At 48.5% G+C, this 20,663-nt stretch carries 19 protein-coding genes; 10 read left to right on the forward strand and 9 right to left on the reverse strand.

The window, feature by feature from the left end; translation table 11 throughout:
• Positions 1-66 precede the first annotated feature (66 nt).
• The 3 genes from panB to ppk1 are packed head-to-tail and all read right to left on the reverse strand — an operon-like array spanning position 67 to position 3,862.
• The gene (gene panB / locus BLS44_RS20635) at positions 67-882 is read right to left on the reverse strand and encodes a 3-methyl-2-oxobutanoate hydroxymethyltransferase (protein ID WP_090392193.1); all 816 of its coding nucleotides are present in this window, start codon (positions 880-882) and stop codon (positions 67-69) included.
• 37 nt (positions 883-919) lie between these two features.
• Positions 920-1,807: a Ppx/GppA phosphatase family protein gene (locus BLS44_RS20640; RefSeq protein ID WP_090392132.1), complete on the reverse strand. Its 888-nt coding sequence runs from the start codon at positions 1,805-1,807 to the stop codon at positions 920-922.
• Complete coding sequence (gene ppk1, locus BLS44_RS20645) at positions 1,808-3,862, reverse strand: polyphosphate kinase 1 (RefSeq protein WP_090392133.1); 2,055 nt, start codon at positions 3,860-3,862, stop codon at positions 1,808-1,810.
• Between the two features lie 358 nt (positions 3,863-4,220).
• Between ppk1 and BLS44_RS20650 the strand changes: the two genes are divergently transcribed.
• From BLS44_RS20650 to BLS44_RS20675, 6 genes are all read left to right on the forward strand, one after another.
• The gene (locus BLS44_RS20650; RefSeq protein WP_090392134.1) at positions 4,221-4,805 is read left to right on the forward strand and encodes a TrmH family RNA methyltransferase; all 585 of its coding nucleotides are present in this window, start codon (positions 4,221-4,223) and stop codon (positions 4,803-4,805) included.
• A gap of 165 nt (positions 4,806-4,970) precedes the next feature.
• Positions 4,971-5,462 carry a YajQ family cyclic di-GMP-binding protein gene (locus BLS44_RS20655; RefSeq protein WP_090392135.1) on the forward strand — a complete coding sequence of 164 codons (492 nt, stop codon included), beginning with the start codon at positions 4,971-4,973 and terminating at the stop codon, positions 5,460-5,462.
• A gap of 199 nt (positions 5,463-5,661) precedes the next feature.
• Entirely contained in the window at positions 5,662-5,910 is a 249-nt protein-coding gene (locus BLS44_RS20660; RefSeq protein WP_090392136.1) for a type B 50S ribosomal protein L31, read from the forward strand.
• An 85-nt stretch (positions 5,911-5,995) separates the two neighbouring features.
• On the forward strand, positions 5,996-7,120 hold the full coding sequence (locus tag BLS44_RS20665) for a putative sugar nucleotidyl transferase (protein ID WP_090392137.1): 1,125 nt from the start codon (positions 5,996-5,998) through the stop codon (positions 7,118-7,120).
• Positions 7,117-7,878 carry a triose-phosphate isomerase gene (gene tpiA / locus BLS44_RS20670; RefSeq protein ID WP_090392138.1) on the forward strand — a complete coding sequence of 254 codons (762 nt, stop codon included), beginning with the start codon at positions 7,117-7,119 and terminating at the stop codon, positions 7,876-7,878. The genes BLS44_RS20665 and tpiA overlap by 4 nt, the downstream gene beginning before the upstream one ends.
• 9 nt (positions 7,879-7,887) lie before the next feature.
• Complete coding sequence (locus BLS44_RS20675) at positions 7,888-9,045, forward strand: glycosyltransferase (protein ID WP_090392139.1); 1,158 nt, start codon at positions 7,888-7,890, stop codon at positions 9,043-9,045.
• A 32-nt stretch (positions 9,046-9,077) separates the two neighbouring features.
• On the opposite strand, the gene BLS44_RS20680 is transcribed toward BLS44_RS20675, so the two are convergent.
• From BLS44_RS20680 to BLS44_RS20700, 5 genes are all read right to left on the reverse strand, one after another.
• A complete protein-coding gene (locus BLS44_RS20680) occupies positions 9,078-9,797 on the reverse strand; it encodes a class I SAM-dependent methyltransferase (protein WP_090392140.1) in 720 nt (239 codons plus the stop codon).
• A gap of 11 nt (positions 9,798-9,808) precedes the next feature.
• Positions 9,809-11,605 (reverse strand): ABC transporter ATP-binding protein, encoded by a 1,797-nt coding sequence (locus tag BLS44_RS20685; protein ID WP_090392141.1) that lies wholly within the window; start codon positions 11,603-11,605, stop codon positions 9,809-9,811.
• A 125-nt stretch (positions 11,606-11,730) separates the two neighbouring features.
• Positions 11,731-12,696: a hypothetical protein gene (locus BLS44_RS20690; protein ID WP_090392142.1), complete on the reverse strand. Its 966-nt coding sequence runs from the start codon at positions 12,694-12,696 to the stop codon at positions 11,731-11,733.
• 86 nt (positions 12,697-12,782) lie between these two features.
• Positions 12,783-13,970, reverse strand: a complete 1,188-nt coding sequence (locus BLS44_RS20695; protein ID WP_090392143.1) for a sigma-54-dependent transcriptional regulator — start codon at positions 13,968-13,970, stop codon at positions 12,783-12,785.
• A 74-nt stretch (positions 13,971-14,044) separates the two neighbouring features.
• Positions 14,045-15,034: a pyruvate dehydrogenase complex E1 component subunit beta gene (locus tag BLS44_RS20700; RefSeq protein WP_090392144.1), complete on the reverse strand. Its 990-nt coding sequence runs from the start codon at positions 15,032-15,034 to the stop codon at positions 14,045-14,047.
• A 104-nt stretch (positions 15,035-15,138) separates the two neighbouring features.
• Here BLS44_RS20700 and BLS44_RS20705 point away from each other — a divergent pair, with 104 nt between their 5' ends.
• On the forward strand, positions 15,139-16,116 hold the full coding sequence (locus BLS44_RS20705) for a YpdA family putative bacillithiol disulfide reductase (protein WP_090392145.1): 978 nt from the start codon (positions 15,139-15,141) through the stop codon (positions 16,114-16,116).
• An 88-nt stretch (positions 16,117-16,204) separates the two neighbouring features.
• Here BLS44_RS20705 and BLS44_RS20710 read toward each other — a convergent pair whose 3' ends face one another.
• On the reverse strand, positions 16,205-17,392 hold the full coding sequence (locus BLS44_RS20710; RefSeq protein ID WP_090392146.1) for an acetyl-CoA C-acyltransferase: 1,188 nt from the start codon (positions 17,390-17,392) through the stop codon (positions 16,205-16,207).
• 257 nt (positions 17,393-17,649) lie between these two features.
• Here BLS44_RS20710 and BLS44_RS20715 point away from each other — a divergent pair, with 257 nt between their 5' ends.
• The 3 genes from BLS44_RS20715 (at position 17,650) to BLS44_RS20725 (ending at position 20,488) form a co-directional block, all read left to right on the forward strand.
• On the forward strand, positions 17,650-18,867 hold the full coding sequence (locus tag BLS44_RS20715; RefSeq protein ID WP_090392194.1) for an exo-beta-N-acetylmuramidase NamZ family protein: 1,218 nt from the start codon (positions 17,650-17,652) through the stop codon (positions 18,865-18,867).
• Between the two features lie 284 nt (positions 18,868-19,151).
• On the forward strand, positions 19,152-19,964 hold the full coding sequence (locus BLS44_RS20720) for a DUF3822 family protein (protein ID WP_090392147.1): 813 nt from the start codon (positions 19,152-19,154) through the stop codon (positions 19,962-19,964).
• Positions 19,940-20,488, forward strand: a complete 549-nt coding sequence (locus tag BLS44_RS20725) for an RsmD family RNA methyltransferase (RefSeq protein ID WP_090392148.1) — start codon at positions 19,940-19,942, stop codon at positions 20,486-20,488. The genes BLS44_RS20720 and BLS44_RS20725 overlap by 25 nt, the downstream gene beginning before the upstream one ends.
• The last annotated feature ends 175 nt before the right edge of the window (positions 20,489-20,663 follow it).

A 20,663-nucleotide genomic window follows, 5' to 3' on the forward strand; every position in this document is an offset into this window, starting at 1 on the left:
AAGCTGCACACACAAAAAGAGTGCCCGGGTGACTATGAACGCGGAAGTCCAAAGACAATATCCGCGTCAGTACTGCTCCTGCTCATTGGGGAAATTGCCCGATTGTACATCGGATATATAGTGCTGAACAGCAGTGGTTGCCTGTTCAAAAATGTTGAGATACTGTCGTAAGAACTTAGGCTTGAACTCTGTGTTGATCCCCAGCATATCATGCATGACCAGCACCTGTCCGTCGCAATACCTGCCGGCGCCAATGCCGATGGTCGGAATGTAAAGGCTTTCGGTAACTTCCTTTGCCAATGATGCGGGGATCTTTTCCAATACAATAGAAAAACACCCGGCTTCCTGCAGCAACAGCACATCTTTTCTGAGTTTGTTAGCTTCATCGTCTTCTTTTGCCCTTACTGCGTAAGTGCCGAATTTGTAGATCGATTGGGGGGTGAGTCCAAGATGCCCCATGACCGGTATGCCTGCAGAAACAATTTTTTTAATGGAATCCACTACTTCTTCGCCTCCTTCCATTTTTACGGCATGGGCGCCTGTTTCCTTCATGATCCGGACAGCAGAAGCAAGGGCAATTTCGGAGTTGGATTGGTAGGCGCCAAATGGGAGGTCTACCACAACCAGGCAGCGTTTGGCGCCGCGGATAACCGATTGCGCATGGTAGATCATCTGGTCCAGGGTAATGGGCAGGGTTGTTTCATGTCCGGCCATTACATTGGAGGCTGAGTCTCCTACCAGGATTACGTCAATGCCTGCGCCATCAATAATGCGGGCAAAGGAAAAATCATAAGCGGTAAGCATGCTGATCTTTTCACCGGCTGCTTTCATTTTTGCCAGGGTGTGCGTGGTTACCCTTTTTACTTCTTTGTTTATGGACATGGCTGTATTTAAATTCTGATTGTTCAATTCTGATAGCTCATTGCTGTTTGCAGACCTCGTCGTACAGGCTATGGATCAATCCATCGGCCAGCCCGATCTTGGGAACGAGGATCTCTTCGGCACCTACCCATTTTAATACGTTTATATAGATCAGCAAGGCGGGTACGATAACGTCTGCGCGGTCCTCACGGAGCTTATAATTGCTCATCCGTTCGCCAAGGGCCATACTGCTGAACTCCTTATAGTAGTCGCGAAGCAATTCCAGCGAAAGGGGCCTGCCTTCTTTGCGTTTTGACAGGGAGAATACCTTATTGATATTTCCGCCGGACCCGATGCCGGTGATTTTTTTGATGCCTTTGAGATGATTGCGGATATCGTTTTTCATTTCCTCCCATTGCGCTTCGGTTACCTGCTGTTTCAGCAGCCGGATGGTACCGATATTAAAGGAGCGTTTAAAGGTCATGGCCCCATTGGTGAAGCAGGTAAGTTCCGTACTGCCACCACCTACATCTATGTACAGGTAGGAGCCGTCCCGGGTGAGGTTCTCTGCCACATGACTTTCGTAGATGAGCGCCGCCTCCCGGTCGCCGGAAATGATCTCGATATCCAGACCGGTTGCTTCTTTTATCTGCCGGATGATCTGCGGGCCGTTTTTTGCGTCGCGCATGGCGGCAGTAGCGCAGGCCTTTACCCGCTCTACCTCGTATGCGTCCAGCAGGTGGCGGTAGGCCTTCATGGTGCTGAGTATATGCGCCGTTTTGCCCGCCGAAATTTCGCCGCTTTCAAAAACATCAAAACCAAGGCGCAGGGGAACCCGGATCAGGTTGGATTTTATAAAATCCGGCTTATTCTTTTTGATCATCCGCACGTCCGTGATCAGTAAACGGGCGGCATTACTGCCTATATCGATAGCCGCTAATTTCAACTATGAATATTTTTTTTGGATCAGGTAATTATAAATCACTTCCTGGGATCTTACTTTTTTAGAGGTCGAATGTACATATTTATTTTTAAGTTCATTATCCAGGACGCGGGCTTTTACGTTATCACTCAGCTGGATGTTCAGGATGTCGATCAGTTCCTTCTTCAGCTGGGGATCCGTAACCGGGCAGGTGGCTTCTACCCGGTGCTCGATGTTCCGCAGCATCCAGTCGGCCGAAGACAGCAATACCCGGGGATTGCCTCCATTGTGAAAAACAAATACGCGGGCATGCTCCAGGTATTCATCTACAATGCTGATGGCCGTTACTTTATGTTTGAATCTTTTGTTTTGAGAGAGCATACAGAAAATGCCCCGTACAATCAGCTTTACCACTACACCGGCCCGCGCGGCTTCATACAGTTTCTGGATCATGTCGATGTCCGAAAGCGAATTCATCTTAATGATCATTTCCGCCTTTTTACCTTTCCGGGCCTGTGCAATTTCATGATCGATCAGCTTTACCAGGAAGGTCCGGATGAGGTGGGGGCTGGGGATGATGGTATTGCATTTTGATAAAGCCAGCTCGTTGGCTTTGGGCTTTTCCAGGTAAGCAAAGATCCGGTTCACATCGGCCATGATCTTTTTATTAGAGGTCAGCAGGCAATGGTCGGCGTAAATACGGGCGGTTTTTTCGTTAAGATTGCCGGTACTCACAAAACCATAGTGCTCGATGCGGGTGCCCTTTCTTTTTTTGATGACGCAGAGTTTTGCATGCACTTTCATATTGGAAAAACCAGTCAGAACAGTAGCGCCTACATCCTCCAGGCGCTGTTTCCATTCCATATTGGCTTCTTCGTCAAAGCGGGCTTTTAGCTCCAGCATCACCGTTACCTCTTTCCCGTTACGTACCGCATTAACGAGCGCATTGATGATCTTGGACTGGGATGCCAGGCGGTAGCAGGTGATCTTTATCGATATTACTTCCGGATCGAAGGCCGCCTCCCGGATCAGATCGATGATCGGGGTAAAACTGTGATAAGGGTAGCTCAACAGCACGTCCCGGTGCATGATCACATCGGAAATGCGTTGTTCCAGCAACAGGGGATGATCAAAAGGCTCTTTCCGTTTGCTTACATTCCTGAAGGCCTTGGAGGGGAAATCGATAAAGTGCCGGAAATTATGAATAGCGCCAGCGGGGCTGATGGCATCCTGTTTGCCAAACCCCATGCGGGTGACCAGGTAGTTTAACAGGTCCGGATCCATCCGTTCATCATAGGTGAAGCGGACGGGGATACCTCTTTTCCGGTTCTTTAGTCCCGTTTCCAGCTTCTGGATAATAGAAGTATTGTCGGCCGTGTCAATATCGAGTTCCGCATCGCGGGTGAATTTAAAGATATTGGCCCTGAACTCATCGTAACCAAGGAAACGGAAGATGTCCGGGAGGTTGAAGATGATGGCATCCTCCAGCAACATAATATCGTGCTGGCTGGCCCTCGAGGGAAGTTCAATAAAACGTCCCACGGCGGTAACCGGTACTTCTATGATCGCGTATTTGCGATCCTGCCGGTTAAAGCTCTTGCGCATGACCACACCCAGGAAAATGGATTTATCACGGAGGGCCGGGAATTTCTTTATGTTTTCGATCATCAGGGGGATGATATTCGGACTGATCTCGGCTTCATAAAATTCCCGGATGAACTTTTTCTGATTATTGGTGAGCTGTGTTTCGGTGCGGAGGTAGATCTGGTTGCGGTTCAGGCTGCGCTGTACGTTCTTCCAGACCCGCTCAAACTCTTCCTGCTGGTCGGCCATCAGCCCGTGGATCTGCTCCAGTATTTTCTTGGGGTTTTTCTCCGGGTGCATGTTCAACTTTGATTCGATCCGCAGCATCCTTTTAAGAGAGGCGATGCGTACCCTGAAAAACTCGTCCCGGTTGTTGGAAAAGATTCCCAGGAACTTGATCCGCTCGTTGAGTGGCACAGTAGGGTCCGCTGCTTCCTGAAGCACGCGGCCGTTAAAGGCCAGCCAGCTAATATCCCGGGGTATAACCTTCTGCATATCTTTTCGGTGTATATTCACAATAATAACACTTTATCGGCAGAATTACGGGGAATAATCGATGTTTGCATCCGTGTGGATTTTAAATTATTATTAAGAATCTCCCTGGTATTCCGGCCGGGAATTAGGAAGCGGTACGGTAACCAGGAGACCATCAGATCATCCGGGACTTCCGCGCGGCAATCTTTCCGGTGTGATCTGCCGGCAGCAGCAGCACCGCTCCCAACGGTGGCAGGATAATGGCAATGACCGTTTAAGAATGCCTGTAGGGGCAACCTTCAAAGCCCTGGACCCAGGGAATGGAACCGGGAGATCTCTAAATGTAGCTACATTTGCTGTTCACTATTTATCGTTTTCAATGACCAATGAACGAAGAGAAAAGCTGGAAAAAGTGATCAGCAAACGCCAGCCGGGGCTGGGCATCGTGCTGGAAAATGTCTTTGATCCGCATAATATTTCAGCAGTTATGCGCAGTTGTGATGCGGTGGGTATACAGGATGTTTATATTTTAAACACAAAGATCCCGCGCCATAAGAAATGGGGCGCAAAAAGCAGTTCAGGTGCCGCCAAATGGTTGTCGGTACATGAGTTTGACCGTACCGAAGAATGTTTTGCTGTATTGAAGAACCGGTATGATAAAATATGTACCACCCATTTGAGCTCGGATGCGGTAAGCCTGTATGAAATGGACCTGGTTCAGAACATTGCACTGGTGTTTGGCAATGAACATGGTGGTGTAAGCGACGAGGTACGGGAGTTGGCAAACGGGAATTTTATCATTCCCCAGGTAGGGATTATCCAGTCATTAAATATCAGCGTGGCCTGCGCTGTAAGCATTTATGAGGCCTTCCGCCAGCGGAGCATTGCCGGGTTATACAATGCGCCCCCCGGTTCTGAATATCATCAGCAGCTGCGAACGGAGTGGGGGATCGGGGAAATTTGAAAACAGGGAAATGCGGGAATACCTTTTCATGGTTGCCCGTTCACATTTACCCGCAACATTTCACGCTGATATTTTACATTTCGCGCAGTTCTTAGTACTTTTAAATTTTACATCTCAGCAACAACGTTTCACTAACAATATCTCACTAATTAAAATCCTTCAGATATGCCTTCTTTTGATTTTACCAGTAAAGTAGACGCACAGGCGCTGGATAACGCCGTAAATGTGGTTAAGAAAGAAATTACCAACCGTTTTGATTTTAAAGGATCACATGTGGTGATCGACCTGGATAAAAAAGCGTTCAGGATCAATGTGGAGACCGAGGACGATATGAAGATGAAACAGCTGCTGGATGTATTGGTCAGCCGTTCGCACAAACAGGGGATCGCCCCCGAAGCTTTTGATCTGGGCAAGGAGGGGAGCCAGATCGGGAAGGCCTGGAAAAAAGAGATCGAGGTACGCAATGGTATCCGGCAGGAGGACGCCAAGAAGATCATCAAGCTTATTAAAGACGCTGGTCTGAAGGTGCAGGCTTCTATTCATGAGGATGTGGTACGGGTAACGGGCAAGAAGATCGATGATCTGCAAAGCGTGATCCAGGCGTCAAAAAGCTGGGAGTTGGGAGTGCCGTTGCAGGTGGAAAATATGCGCAGCTGAGCAGCCGGAATGTCAGATAAAGAATATTAAATGTAACATGTAGAAGGGGGGCGGATCCTATGGCCACGCTGAAAAACAGGGCCTCCATTTTAAATTTTACATTCATTATTTTACATTTAATATTTTTCGTACCTTTGCACCTCAAATTTTATTCATAACCGTACGGCAAAATCCGTACAACCTTAAAAATCATATAATTATGAAACAAGGGCTCCATCCGCAGAACTACCGTTTAGTAGTTTTTAAAGACATGAGTAACGGCGATACCTTTTTAAGCCGTTCTACTGCCAATTCCAAAGAGAGCATTCAGTGGGAAGACGGCAATGAATACCCGGTTGTAAAACTGGAAATTTCAAGCACTTCACACCCCTTCTTTACCGGTAAGAATATGCTGGTGGATACGGCAGGTCGTATCGACAAATTCAAAAAGAAATACGCCAAGAAATAATTGGTTCAATTTTTTCGATTTTACAAACCCCGGAGCCCCCGGGGTTTTGTTTTGCCCTCATTTCTGTTTATCTTAGGCGCCTCATATGCGTTCTGTCATTTTCACCCATCAACTGTATCAGCCCGGGAAGCTGTTCCCTTTCAGCCTTACAACGGCAGTGGAAGAAATACCGGCAGGCATGATGACCAACCGCCGCCGTTGGGAACTGATCGTTGAAAAGGAATTGCAACAGGGCCCCGGGCTTTGCTGGTTCATCCCGGCAAACCTCCTGCCTTCCCGTCAATTGATAGCGCAACTCAAAACATTTTCGGAAGGCGATTTTCTGCAGCTGGACCCGGGCGGTGTCCTCATCGGTTATGGCCGGGCTGAGGCTGATTTTTCCGGTACGCCGGTTGGCCATGTCCCGGGAACGGACCTTGATCTTATCGAATATGGCTGGGATATCTTTGAAAAAAACGCCCGGTTGCTCCATTTTGATTTTGAGCTGCTTACAGCGGGCCGGCAATCGGCTCCGGCAAATGAAGGAAACCGGCTGAGCACTGCTGGTGCTGTTTTTATAGAAGAAGGCGCCGATGTGCGGTACGCTTTCATCAATGCAGATGAAGGGCCGGTATATATTTCAAAAAACGCCCTGGTGATGGAAGGTACCTGTATCCGCGGGCCGGTATTTATCGGTGAGCGGGCCGTGGTAAAGATGGGAACAAGGATCTACGGGGCAAGCTCCATTGGCGCTTATTGCACCGTAGGCGGCGAGATCAAGAATTCGGTGTTGTTTCCCTTTTCCAATAAAGCGCACGATGGTTACCTGGGCGATTCGGTGATCGGGAGCTGGTGTAACCTGGGGGCGGGCACCAGTAACAGCAACCTGAAAAATACGGCAGGGAATATCCGCATCACTTTGCCATCGGGGTTGTACCGGGCCGGCATGAAATGCGGGGTGCTGATGGGCGATTATTCAAAAGCGGCCATCAATACCTCCTTTAATTCCGGTACGGTTACGGGGATCTGTACCCATATCTTTGGCGCAGGGCTTACTCCCAAATGGATACCTTCCTTTTCCTGGGGGTATAACACAGATACAATATATGACCTGCCAAAAGCGTTAGAACACCTGGAGCGGTGGATGCAAACTAAAAAACAAACCATAACTGAAAACGAAAAAGCGTTAATTACCCATATTTATAATCAAACAAAAACAAAGAAATCATGAGACAGCAAATAGCAGCGGCTAACTGGAAGATGAACTTAACGTATGTAGAAGGACAGCAATTGCTGAAAGATATTCTGGATGAGAACGTGGAGACCAGCGAGCACCAGGTCGTGATCTTTGGTGTTCCTTTTCCTTACCTGATGACGGCGAATGAGAAGGTAAATACTCTTAAGAATTTTTATGTAGCGGCCCAGAACTGCTCCAACAAAAAATCAGGCGCCTATACGGGGGAAGTATCTGTGGATATGCTCAAGTCGCTCAATATCCAGTATTGTATCATTGGCCATAGTGAACGCCGGGAATACTTCAATGAAACCAACCTTGAAATTTCTGAAAAGCTGGATCTGTTACTGGGAGCGGGTCTGAAGCCCATCTTCTGTTGCGGTGAGCCGCTGAGCATCCGGGAGGCAGGCACGCAAAATGAATATGTTGAAAAGCAACTGAAGGAATCATTGTTCCACCTGTCTGCAGAAGATCTGAAGAATGTAGTGATCGCTTATGAACCCATCTGGGCGATTGGTACCGGTAAAACAGCCACTACAGAACAGGCCCAGGAAATTCATGCCTACCTGCGTTCTGTGATTGCGAAACAGTACAGCCAGGAAGCGGCCGATGGCATTTCCATTCTTTACGGCGGAAGCGTGAAGGCTAACAACGCAAAAGAACTGTTCTCCTGTCCCGACGTGGATGGCGGCCTTGTTGGAGGTGCATCCCTGGTGGCCGTAGATTTTGTTGAGATCATTAAAGCGTTGAAATAAACCGTCCATATGCGGAAGGTGCTCTGGCTTTGCAGCTGGTATCCCAACAGGTTATCACCTTTTGAGGGCGACTTTGTACAGCGCCATGCACAGGCGGCTTCCCTATACAACCAGGTTCATATCATAAAACTCACGCCTGACCCGGATGGGTCGGGCGTTTTATATGATACCAGCCGGGACCCCGGGTATCCGAATCTTACCGAGGAGCTCATTTATTATTCTAAAGGCCGGGGGCCACTGAAAAAGATAGGATCTTATTATAAATGGTTCCGGCTTTACAAAAAAGCAGTACGGTCCTATATTAGCCGGGACGGAATGCCGGACCTGATACATGTCCACATTCCCTTTAAAGCAGGATGGATCGCTTTATGGGCAAAAAGAAAGTTTGGGATCCCATATGTGGTTACCGAGCATTGGGATGGATATAATAAGGTGGTCGATCATAACTATGATCAGCGCCCGTCCTGGTTCCGGCGCATGCATAGACGCATCTTTGCTAAAGCCGCCGCCGTGCATTCTGTAAGTGATTACCTGGGAAAAGAAATTCAGGGGCTGGCAGGCAATGTGCCATATACTGTTATTCCGAATGTGGTTAATACGGCTCTTTTTTTCTATAAAAAAAGAAATCATAGTGGTCCGTTCCGGTGCCTGCACATTTCCAACGGAGCCAAAAAGAAGAATGTGGAAGGACTCATCAGCGTCTTTAGCCGGCTGCCTGCTGCTGATTTTTCATTTACAGTTATCGGGCTGCCTGCTGCATTAAATAGTCTGTACCAGGAAAAGTATCCCTTTTTACGGCTGCCGGGTGGTCTGTCTTATAGCAAGGTAGCTGAGGAATTGCAGGCTACAGACCTGCTGGTGATCTTTAGCGACTCTGAAAATTCCCCCTGTGTTATCGGGGAGGCCTTCTGCTGTGGAGTGCCTGTTGTTTCGAGCGATGTAGGGGGGATTGCGGAGCTGGTCAATGAAGCGAACGGAGTCCTTGTACCGGCACGGGATGAGCCTGCCCTGGAAAACGCGATCCGGCATGTACGCAGGCATTATCCGATGTACGATCAGGAGGCCATTGTTCAGCATGCGCTCCATACCTTTCCTTATGCTGTTGTGGGAAAGAAAATAACTGACTGGTACGGGAATATTGTGAGCCCAACCCGGAAGGCGGACTAAAAGGAAGGAGCCTGCTTTTTGTGTCAGCCCTGTTACCGGTACCTTGTCCGGAAGTATATCCGCTGCATCTTTTTAACTGCTTTCTGAAAAAGACTGCGCCGCGACGCCAGGTCTGTCTTTTCAAATGTGCTCCTGGGGCTAAGCTGTATAAACGTATAATCGTTTTTGTGCCAGATGTCATAGGTCTCAAAAAAGTCGAGTTTCAGACCGGCCTGGTCGGCATCCTTTATAAAAGTGGATATAACAACCGGCTGATCGATGATCTGCAGCCCTTCGGAGCCCTGCTCAATGTCGTACACCAGGCTATCGGGGTTAGGGATATTGATCAATATCTTTGTTTGCGGAGTGCAGGCTTTTAACAGGTTATTTAAAAGCGCCGGGTGCAGCGATAGGGGAACATGCTCCAGCACATCAAATAAGGTGATGAAATCGATATTCTTTAATGTGGGCGTATACCGGACAATATCTGCTGTAACAAACCGGGTATGGGCATTGGACAGGTGATCTCCGGCATATGCGACGGACTCCGGGCTGATATCGACTGCCTCGATGCTTCCCTGCTTTATACAATGGGCTAACAGGCGGGTCAGGGATCCGATGCCACAACCCAGTTCGAGCACCCTGGAGCGTTTGTTGAGTCCCAAACGGATCATTCTCCGGTACAGGCCATAGATCCGTTCATTAATGCCTACCCGGACCTGGTACCCGATATAGTCGTCATAGAAGTCGATGATTTTTTGCTGTTCTATCATAAATGCCTGTTTTAGTATTGCTGTGCCGCAATCATGTTCCGGAACAGCTCAGATTCCCGGCTCAGGGTATCAAAGGTTCCCCTGGCCTGGATCGTTTTGTTTTTGATGACGTAAATTATATCGGCTTTTTTTATAGTGGCCAGGCGATGCGCAATGATGATCACCGTCCGGTTGCCATGGAGCAGGTCAAGATTTTGCTGAATGCTGTTTTCAGTAGCGGAGTCCAGCGCTGAAGTGGCTTCATCCAGAACAAAAAGGGAACAGTTCTTATAGAGCTCACGGGCAATAGACAGCCGCTGTTTCTGCCCGCCCGATATATAGATACCATTGTCGCCAACATGGGTCTGCTCCCTGTTGGGCAGAGATGCTATAAATGTTTCAAGAGATGCATCCCGTACCGCATTCCGGAAACGGGCATTGTTTTCCGGTGAAGGAGGCGCAAAGAACGTGACATTGTTAAAAATGGTATCATTGAATACAACGGGGTCCTGCGCAATATAACCGATCTTATCCCGGTATGAAGGCAGGTTCATGGTTTCAATGGACCTGTTGCCTATAAGAACGGATCCGGACGTAGGAGGGATCAGGCCGATAATAACATGGGCCAGTGTGGTTTTCCCGGAGCCGCTTTCACCAACAAATGCAACGGTTTGGTTGAGCGGGATCGAAAGAGATACGTTTTCCAGTATGGTCATTGTATCGTACTGAACAGCCACATCGGTCAGTTCAATAGATCCAATATCAGCAGGTTCTTCCTGTAGCGTTCCGGGGGGCTCCCTAAGCTGGTTCATCTGTTTGATCATGCGCGTTACGGAACGGACGCTCCCGGTATTTTGTATAAAATGCTGCCAGCTTGTTTGCAACAGGCTTAGTTGCGAAAGGGAGCGGTAAAACAATAACAGGCTCACCAGGATGGTGCTTTTGTTGCTCCCGGGGAAAAACCGGAACTGTATATAAATGACCGTGCCAATAACGATGATGGCAACAGGCTCCTTCATTCCTTCAGACAGGGCCTGGAGCCTGCCCATTTTGAGGTTCAGCTGCTCCGTTTCGTCAACCACAGTTCTCAGCTTTTTCAGGTAGCGCTTAAAGTAATTGGTTGCTTTAAGATACCGGAAATGAGTGACCGCCTGGATCAGGAAACTGCTGAAGAAATTCCCTTTTTGAGAAACGTCGCCGGAGAGTTTTTGAGTCTTTGAAAAGACTTTTTTAAAAAGGAGATTGCTCAGGACCCCGCTGATGATTACCAGGGTAGCGAATTGAAAATTGGCTGCAAATGCCAGGAGGTAATAAGTGATCAGGATGCCGGCATACTGGATCGTATAGAAGTAACCGCTCATACTGGCAAAAAGATTCGATATTTCTGTTGTAAGGTTGTTCTGTATTTTTCCTGCATCCAGTTGCAAAAAGCCCGAATAGGAAATGTCGTTGAGCTGCTGAAGCATTGCTGCCCGTATTTTTTTGATAAACAGGAAGCGCATTCTAAAGAAGAACTGCATCTGTATAAACCGGATGAGGCCTTTTACCGAAAATAACAGGGCTACGACCAGCAGGATGCCGGACATATTGAGGGGGATATTTAATGCGGCCAGCGCGTCCGATAAATATTTTACGTTTCCAATGGATCCGCTGCCAGCGGCCCCGCTATCAAAAAGCATCGTAATGAGGGGCACAAACAGGGCAAGGCCCACACCATCTAAAAGCCCTACCAGGATATTGAGTGCAATGAACAGGTATAACCTGCTTCCCAGTATCGAATAATAAAACCTGAAATAGCCCCAAAAACCATATTTAAAATCTGTGTTCACCTGTTATTGTTGCATTAAGAGTCTTATTGATGCCGTTTATCTGACTGTAAATTTATTGGTTAAAAGCTAATCCGGGGCTGCCTGCGATCTATTTTCGCCGTTCCCGGTCATTCCCGGCCTCTTATTTATTCGATCAGGAGTCTTTCAAACGGCCGCCCGTTGAGGCGGGCAGCGTATACCGGGAATTCCGTTGCATACATTTGCTTTGTTCCTGCAGCGTATACCTTCCGGCTTTCCGATAGCAGGAAGAAGTCTATAAATGACTTCAGGTAGGTTGCTGACGGATGAATGTGTTGGTGATCCAGGTGCAGGTTTTGAGCCGGGAAGCAATAGATATTTTCCAGGCCGGACAGGGATTGAGAGAAAATATAGCTGTCTGAAGTGACAAAAAGCGGCATTTGGAGCTGCTGTTGAAAGCGCACTAAAAAAGACCGGCACCGGTCAATGAGTTCCGATTGCTCTTCCGGAACGAGTGGAACGGTTTTGTATTCCTCAAAGTCCCCAAGCAGGTTCTGAAAACGGAAGGCTACACCTGTGTATCCGGCAGGAAGCTGTTCCCGTTTGTTGTTGAGCTCCTGCTGCAGCGCTGCTGCTGGCCGGAAGAGTTGCCGGAACAGATCCCCCCAGACCTGGTGGGTATGATAATAGGTGTTGAGCTGCTCCAGCACATCCCTGTTGGCATAGCAATGTACCTGCTGCTTTCCTTTTTTCAATTGCGTCAGGCGTTTAATAGAAGAGGAGCCTACAAGATTAAGGTATTTTGCCTGTGCAAAATTCCTTGTAATAAACTCATCGTTTTTCAGCGTCCAGTCATATTCATTGGGGACCAGGAAATCATCCAGGGGAAAAGGAAAGGTATAATGGATCCGGAACGGGATATCGTTTTGCCTGCAAAAAGCAAAGCAGGATACAATGCCTTTCATCCGGTCTGCAAACCCGCCATGATAAATTCCGCCATCAACCAGCAGGAGAAAAAAAGGAGGAGGGGCATCCGGTCTCGGGAACAGGGTATAGCGTTTAATACTAAAGACGAAGTCCCTGAACGGGGCCGGACATTTAGCTAAAAAATAAATGATAACTTTCTTGATCATGGCATACCCTTCCGTAAAATGGTCATTTGTGGATACCTGCCGGCAGCAGGAACTACTGGTTTTGGATAGGGGGAGCTGAGCTGCTGTTAACCGATGGCAACATAATTTTGTACGTCGGCGGCTGTGATCGTTTTTCCGCTCAGGATCACCAGGCGCTCTACCACATTCCGGAGCTCCCGTATATTACCGGTCCAGTTATATTGCTGCAATGATTCAATGGCGCCTTCATCTATTCCTTTTTTTGAGATCCCGTAGTCTTTGCAGATATCATCCAGGAACTGGTCTACCAGCAGGGGGATATCGTCTTTGCGCTCGTTGAGGGAAGGTACATTGATCAGGATCACACTCAGGCGATGATAAAGATCGAGCCTGAAATTTTTGTCCTCCACTTCCTGCAGCAGGTCTTTATTGGTGGCCGCAATGACCCGTACATCTACGTTGATGTCCTTATCAGCGCCAACGCGCGTGATCTTTCCTTCCTGCAGAGCCCGCAGTACCTTGGCCTGTGCATTCAGGCTCATATCGCCGATCTCATCCAGGAACAAGGTTCCTCCATTGGCCTGTTCAAATTTTCCGATGCGCTGTTTTATAGCTGAAGTAAAAGATCCCTTTTCGTGCCCAAATAGTTCTGATTCAATTAATTCTGTTGGTATGGCGGCGCAGTTTACTTCTACCAGGGGGCTGTTGGACCGGTTGCTCAGCTCATGGATCCAGCGGGCTACCAGTTCCTTACCCACACCATTGGCGCCGGTTACCAGCACACGGGCCTCCGTGGGGGCCACCTTGTTGATCGTATCTTTGATCTTTTGAATGGGGCCGGAAGTGCCTACAATTTCCTGGACCCTTGAAACTTTTTTGCGAAGGACCCTGGTTTCTGCTACCAGGGATGTTTTCTCCATCGCATTGCGGATGGTGATCAGCAGCCGGTTGAGGTCCGGTGGCTTTGATATAAAATCGTAGGCGCCTTTTTTTACTGCTTCCACGGCTGTTTCAATGTTGCCATGGCCGGAGATCATAATGATGGGAACATCAGGAGCAAGAATGTTGGCCTTTTCAAGAAACTCGAGGCCATCCACTTTCGGCATCTTGATATCGCAGAGAACGGCATTAAAGGTCTTTTCTGAAAATAATTTCAGCCCTTCCTCTCCGTTGGTTGCTTCCGAAATCCGGTAACCTTCAAAAGAAAGGATCTCCGAAAGCGTTTTCCTGATAGATGCTTCGTCATCAATGATCAGGATCTCGTGTTGATTATCGTTGTTCTTAATTTTTGCCACAGGTTCTTTTTAGTTTTATCCTTAAGATATGCAACACCCGGTTCCGGAGTTTGCCGGCAGGGACCGGCAACGGTTTATTTCTTCATATACATCACTTCTTTTACCAGTTTCACGGTCCTGGGTACGTCCGGCAACGCGGCGGCAACCAGGTTGGGGGCGTAGTGCAGGGGTGCATCCGCAGCAGTGATCCGGCGGATCGGTGCATCCAGGTAGTCAAATGCATCTTTCTGTACGCGGTAGGATATTTCTGAAGAGATGGAAGCAAACGGCCATTGTTCTTCCACGATCACCAGCCGGTTTGTTTTACGCACCGAAGCAAGGATTGTATCCATGTCCAGGGGGCGGATGGTTCTCAGGTCGATCACTTCGGCACTAATGCCTTCTTTTTCCAGCTCCGCAGCAGCACCGAGTGCCACTTTCATCATTTTATTGAACGAAATAATGGTTACATCTGTTCCTGCTTTTTTTACATCGGCCTTACCCAGCTCAATGTAATATTCTTCCTCGGGAACCTCCATTTTATCACCATACATGGTTTCGCTTTCCATAAACATCACCGGGTCTTCCTCGTAGCGGATGGCTTGTTTTAAAAGTCCTTTGGCGTCGTATGGGTTACTTGGAGAAACTACTTTAATACCGGGAATATTTGCATAAAGCGACTCAAATGCGGTAGAGTGTTGTGCGCCCAATTGTCCGGCAGAGCCGTTTCCGCCTCTGAAAACAATAGGGCAGGACAGTTGTCCTCCACTCATTGCCAGCATTTTAGAAGCGGTATTTAAAATTTGATCTAATGCCAGCACGGCAAAATTCCAGGTCATAAATTCTACTATGGGGCGTAAACCGTTTTGAGCGGCTCCTACACCAACAGCAGCAAATCCCAGCTCGGAAATGGGGGTATCGATCACCCTTTTTTCACCAAACTCGGCCAGCATTCCCTGGCTCACTTTGTAAGCACCATTGTACTCTGCTACTTCCTCGCCCATCAGAAACACGCGTTCATCTCTTCTCATTTCTTCGCTCATTGCCTCTCTGAGGGCTTCCCTGAAAGCTATACTCCTTGCCATACTTTGTAGATTGTCATTTTAAGAGTGGCAAATTTAAGTGAGATGCGTCAGAATACCAAAGAAGGAAATTTGGGATTTGGGAGCTGATCCTTGAAATTTGCAGGATGCAGCATTTTTCGATCATTATTATTGGCGGCGGCCCTATCGGACTGGCCTGTGCCATCGAAGCACAAAAAGCGGGAATGGATTATGTGATCCTGGAAAAGGGAAGTCTCGTGAACTCGCTTTATAACTACCCGGTAAATATGACCTTTTTTTCCACATCGGAACGGCTGGAGATCGGGGGAGTGCCCTTTGTATCCAATAATCCCAAGCCCACAAGGAACGAAGCGCTGGAATATTACCGCCGGGTTACCGGTTCTTTCAGTCTGAATATACGGCTGTTTGAAGGTGTGGAGCAGGTTACCCGTACAATGGACCTGTTTGAAGTGATCACGGTTCAGCATACCTATACCGCCGATCATATCATTATTGCTACCGGCTTTTATGATATCCCATACCTGCTGAATGTCCCGGGGGAAGAGCTGCCCAAAGTGACCCATTATTATAAAGATCCCCATTATTATGCATTCCAGGATGTGGTTGTGGCAGGAGCCATGAATTCGGGCGTGGATGCTGCGCTGGAAACCTGGCGTAAGGGTGCACGGGTTACGATGGTTGTGCGTGGTCCGGAGATCGGGTCAAGGGTGAAGTACTGGGTGCGGCCGGATATCGAGAACCGCATTAAGGAGGGTTCTATAAAGGCCTTTTTTAACTCCACCATCAGGGAAATAAGAATGCATGAAGTGGATATTGATACACCGGAGGGACCCGTTACCCTGAAAAATGATTTTGTGATCGCGGCTACCGGTTACCAGCCCAATCTCCGGTTTTTAGAACAGATCGGCATAGAACTCAGTCATGATGGGGTCCGGTGCCCGGTGCTGGACCCGGGTACCCACGAATCCAGCGTAAAGGGCATTTACCTGGCGGGCGTCATCTGCGGGGGGATGAACACCCACCGGCTGTTTATTGAAAACTCCCGCGAGCATGCGGTGAAGATTATAAAAGCGATCAGCGACGGGGCAAACGCTAAACGCTAAAGGCAGAATGCTGAACGCTTGTTCCTGGTTTAACGTTGGATTTTGTTTGATATTTGAAGAGCGATCCTATTTACACATTCCCAAATTTTCAAATTATCCGCTCAATCACCATTGCGCTGGCGCCACCGCCGCCATTGCAGATACCGGCAGCTCCATACCGGCCGTTTTGTTGTTTTAATATATGGATCAGGGTAACGATGATCCGGGCCCCGCTGGCGCCTAAAGGATGGCCGATGGATACGGCGCCTCCGTTCACGTTCACCTTTTCCGGATCCAGCCTCATACGCTTTGTATTTTCAATGCCTACGACACTGAATGCTTCATTCAGCTCCCAAAAGTCGATATCCGTCATGTTTAAACCCGCCTTTTCAACTGCTTTGGGAACAGCAAGGGACGGGGTGGTGGTAAACCATTCGGGCGCCTGCTCAGCATCGGCATAGGCAAGTATTTTGGCCACGGGCTTCAGGCCCAGCTCTTCCGCTTTTGCCTTGCTCATCAATACCAGGGCGGCGGCCCCGTCGTTCATCGTACTGGCATTGGCCGCTGTAACGGTCCCGTCTTTTTTGAAAGCAGGCTTCAGCGTTGCCATTTTATCAAACCTGACATTGAAGGGCTCTTCATCTTTTGAAAAAATAACAGGATCTCCCCTGCGCGAAGGAACTTCAACGGGCACCACTTCATCGTTAAATTTTCCGGCTTCCCAGGCCGCCTGGCTCCTGTGATAGCTTTCTGTGGCAAATGCATCCTGATCCGCTCTTGAAATACCGCATTCACCGGCGCATAATTCGGCCGCCATGCCCATTGCTTCACCGTTGTACACATCGGTGAGTCCATCCTTTGCCAAACCATCAATGGCTACACTATTCCCGTACTTATTGCCCCAGCGCATTTTGTCCAGGTAAAACGGAACATTGCTCATACTTTCCATCCCGCCGGCCACTATAACGGCGGCGTCACCCAGAGCAATGCTCTGTGCCGCAACGGCGATCGCTTTCATACCGCTGGCACATACTTTATTAATAGTGGTGCAATTAACAGTGTCCGGCAGTCCGGCAAATTTTGCAGCCTGCCTTGCAGGGGCCTGTCCCAGGTTGGCCTGTAATACAGACCCCATGACCACATCGTCTACCTGCCGGGGTTCAATGCCGGCTTTGGCAAGGGCTCCTTTAATAGCGATGGCGCCCAGCTGCGTGGCGCTTAGCTCCCTCAGTGCTCCGCCAAAGCTGCCCAGCGGGGTGCGCACAGCTGAAATAATATATACTTCTGTTGGTAACATCCTGGATTGTTTTTAACAAATGTAGGGGATTTTTCTTTTTGTTAACGGTCGTTAGTGCTTTGGGGCGAAGCAGCCCATATAAAATCCGTCTGCCAAACGGGTGCGGGCATTGAGGATGAAGAATAGCCTCCGGGATATTCCATATAATCAGCAGCTCCATCTTTACATTTTTTTATTTACTATGTTTCATTTTACATATCCCGCAGGGAAGCTGTATTTTAGCAACGGTCGGATCTGAATTTCTAAAAACAATGATGATGAAGCTTCTATTCTTTAACCTGTTCCTGGTTGCCGCATGTATTTCCTGTGCCACTGCACGCATACCTGAACCGCTAACCGGCAGGCATACCGGTATCAAGACCGGCGCGGACCAGACAGAGAGCTATGTTCCGTACCTGGCGGGAAAAAGGGTGGCAGTACTGGCCAACCCCACTACAAGGATCGGCGACAAGCACCTTGTTGACAGTTTGCTGGCCCGGGGCATAAAGATCGTAAAGGTCTTTGGCCCGGAGCATGGTTTCCGCGGCGACGCAGATGCCGGTGCGTCCGTTAATGATGCGATAGATACAAAAACGGGGATCCCGGTGATCTCCCTGTACGGGAAAAAGAGCAAGCCTTCTAAAGAGGACCTGGCCGACGTGGATATTATGATCTTTGATGTACAGGACGTAGGTACCCGGTTTTATACCTATATCAATGTAATGGGGCGCATCATGGAGGCCTGTGCCGAAAATAATAAAGAGCTGCTGATCCTGGACCGGCCTAACCCGAACGGGTACCTGGTAGACGGACCCGTACTGGATATGCGGCTGAAATCAGGCATCGGGGCTTACCCGATACCTATTGCCCATGGACTGACCATTGGAGAGCTGGCACAAATGATCAACGGGGAAGGATGGCTGCCCGGTAAAATGAAGGCGAGGATCAAAATCATACCGGTGGCCCATTATACGCATGACGAGCCATACACGTTGCCGGTGGCTCCGTCTCCCAACCTGAATACCCGGCAAAGCATTTTATTATATCCTTCGCTCTGTCTTTTTGAAGGAACCATTATCAGCCAGGGGCGCGGTACCTATTATCCCTTTACAGTGCTGGGCGCTCCGGCGCTGAAGGGACGGTATGATTTCTCCTTTACACCGGTTGGCATTAAAGGAATGAGCGCTACACCATTGCATAAAGATCAGACCTGTTATGGACTGGATCTGCGGAAATATGATATGTCGGAACTGATCCGAAAACGCCAGATCAATATCAGCTGGCTGATCGATCTGTACAAGGCTTACCCCGATCGTTCAAAGTTCTTCGACAGGACACAAAGCAACCAGATGGGGGATATCGATAAACTGGCGGGCGTTTATGATTTTAAAAAACAGGTCATGGAGGGCAAACCGGAAGCCGAGATCCGTAAAAGTTGGGAACCGGGTTTAGCGGCCTACAGGAAGATGCGGAAACAGTATTTACTGTATCCGTAATAGCGGATGTGGCGGTTTATTTCACGCAACGACGCCAGGGAGCAAGGCGCAGGGGGTAATCCTTTTCCCGCTGATATTTCTGCGCTGTCTGTGTAAAAAATCTGGGTGGATCTGCTAGAAAGGCCCCCTGCTGATGAGTTTCGCAGATCTTCCGGAAAGGTCGCTACGGCTTCACCGCATTTCAGTGTTTCCTCAGGGCCTCTGTGGCAATCGTTCTCCCCCGGCAATACAAAAACCGAAATCAAAAATTTTATGTACGTTTGCCTCCTTAATAATAAAAGCAAGTGCAGCCGCGATTTGAAATAAACGGAACATATTTTTTAGACCCTGAAAACAGCGTTTTGGCTATCCAGGCCGGACCCGGGTACCTGGCCTATGCAGTTTGCGACGCCCTGGGTTCAAAACTGGGAATGCTGAAATGGTATACGGCCGCAACAGATGACCTGGCAGGTATATTGAAGGACATCCCCGGGGTGCAGGACCCGTTGCAAAAAAAGATCATCGCTTTTGATTTTCCGGCCTATACGCTGCTGCCGGCCGAACTGAACCAGGGTGATAACAGCGCCTTGCTGCACCTGGCAGGGGCCGATCCGCAGGATCATATTTTAAACGAGTATGTAGGAACAGATATTGCGCTGAACTATTCGGTGCCGTTTACCTTGCTGAACCTGTGCATCCATCACATCCCGGGTGCTTCTTACTGGCACCTGCAAAAGATCCGTATTGCGGAGGTGCTGGGTGACCGTGCCGGTTCGGTTATGGATGTTAATATTATTGATCACAGGTTTTCTGTAGTAGCGGCTAAGGACGGAGGCCTGCTCCTGGCGCAGCATTATACCTACCGCGCACCGGAGGATGTGCTGTTTTACCTGCTTAAAATCGCCGAGGTTTACGGGCTTGCGCAAACAGAACTGCAGTTGAATATATCCGGGCTTATTGATGCGGATGCACAGCTTTATAAAATGCTGTACGCTTATTTTCTGAATATCCGGTTAATGAATGCCGGCTGGGCAGAAGAGCCGGCACTGGCTTACCCGGCGCACTATTTCACTACTTTAAAACAGGTTGCCCTATGCGAATTATCGCCGGTGATTTAGGAGGAAGAAAGATCCATCCCCCTGCAAAGATGCCCTATACCCGGCCTACTACGGATGTAGCTAAGGAAGGACTTTTTAACGTATTGCAGCACCGGATCGACTTTGAGGGAATCAAGACGCTTGACCTGTTTGGGGGCACCGGCAGTATCAGTTACGAGCTGGCCAGCAGGGGCGCAGGGGATCTGACTATTGTCGAAAAGGACAATGCTATGTTCGAATTTATAAAAAAAACAGCGGCTTCCCTGAAGATTGAAAACATTAAATTTATAAAAATGGATGTTTTCAAATACCTGGAAACCTGTAATACTTCTTATGATTTTATTTTTGCCGGGCCGCCTTATGCACTCACTGCTATTGACGAGCTTCCGAAAATCATTATCGGAAAACAATTGCTGAAAGAAAACGGATGGTTTGTGCTGGAACACACGCCCCGTAATGATTATAAGCAATTTGAAAAATACAGCTTTGAAAAAAATTATGGCACCACTATTTTTTCTGTATTTATAAACAGGCTGGGTGTTTAAGGCGGAAGAGGGCTTACTACCAATGGATCTGCCTGGATACTGCATGCGTAACTCTCGCTAAGAAGCGCTTCCTGGTTCAATCCTGACGATTGCTATAAACACAACGCTCCTCCGGAGTGGATTAATGCTGCCATCAGATGTGTTTGCGTTGCAGTGGGAGGCGGGGCAAATGCAT

This window comes from Niabella drilacis (assembly GCF_900101395.1).
Classification (GTDB): domain Bacteria; phylum Bacteroidota; class Bacteroidia; order Chitinophagales; family Chitinophagaceae; genus Niabella; species Niabella drilacis.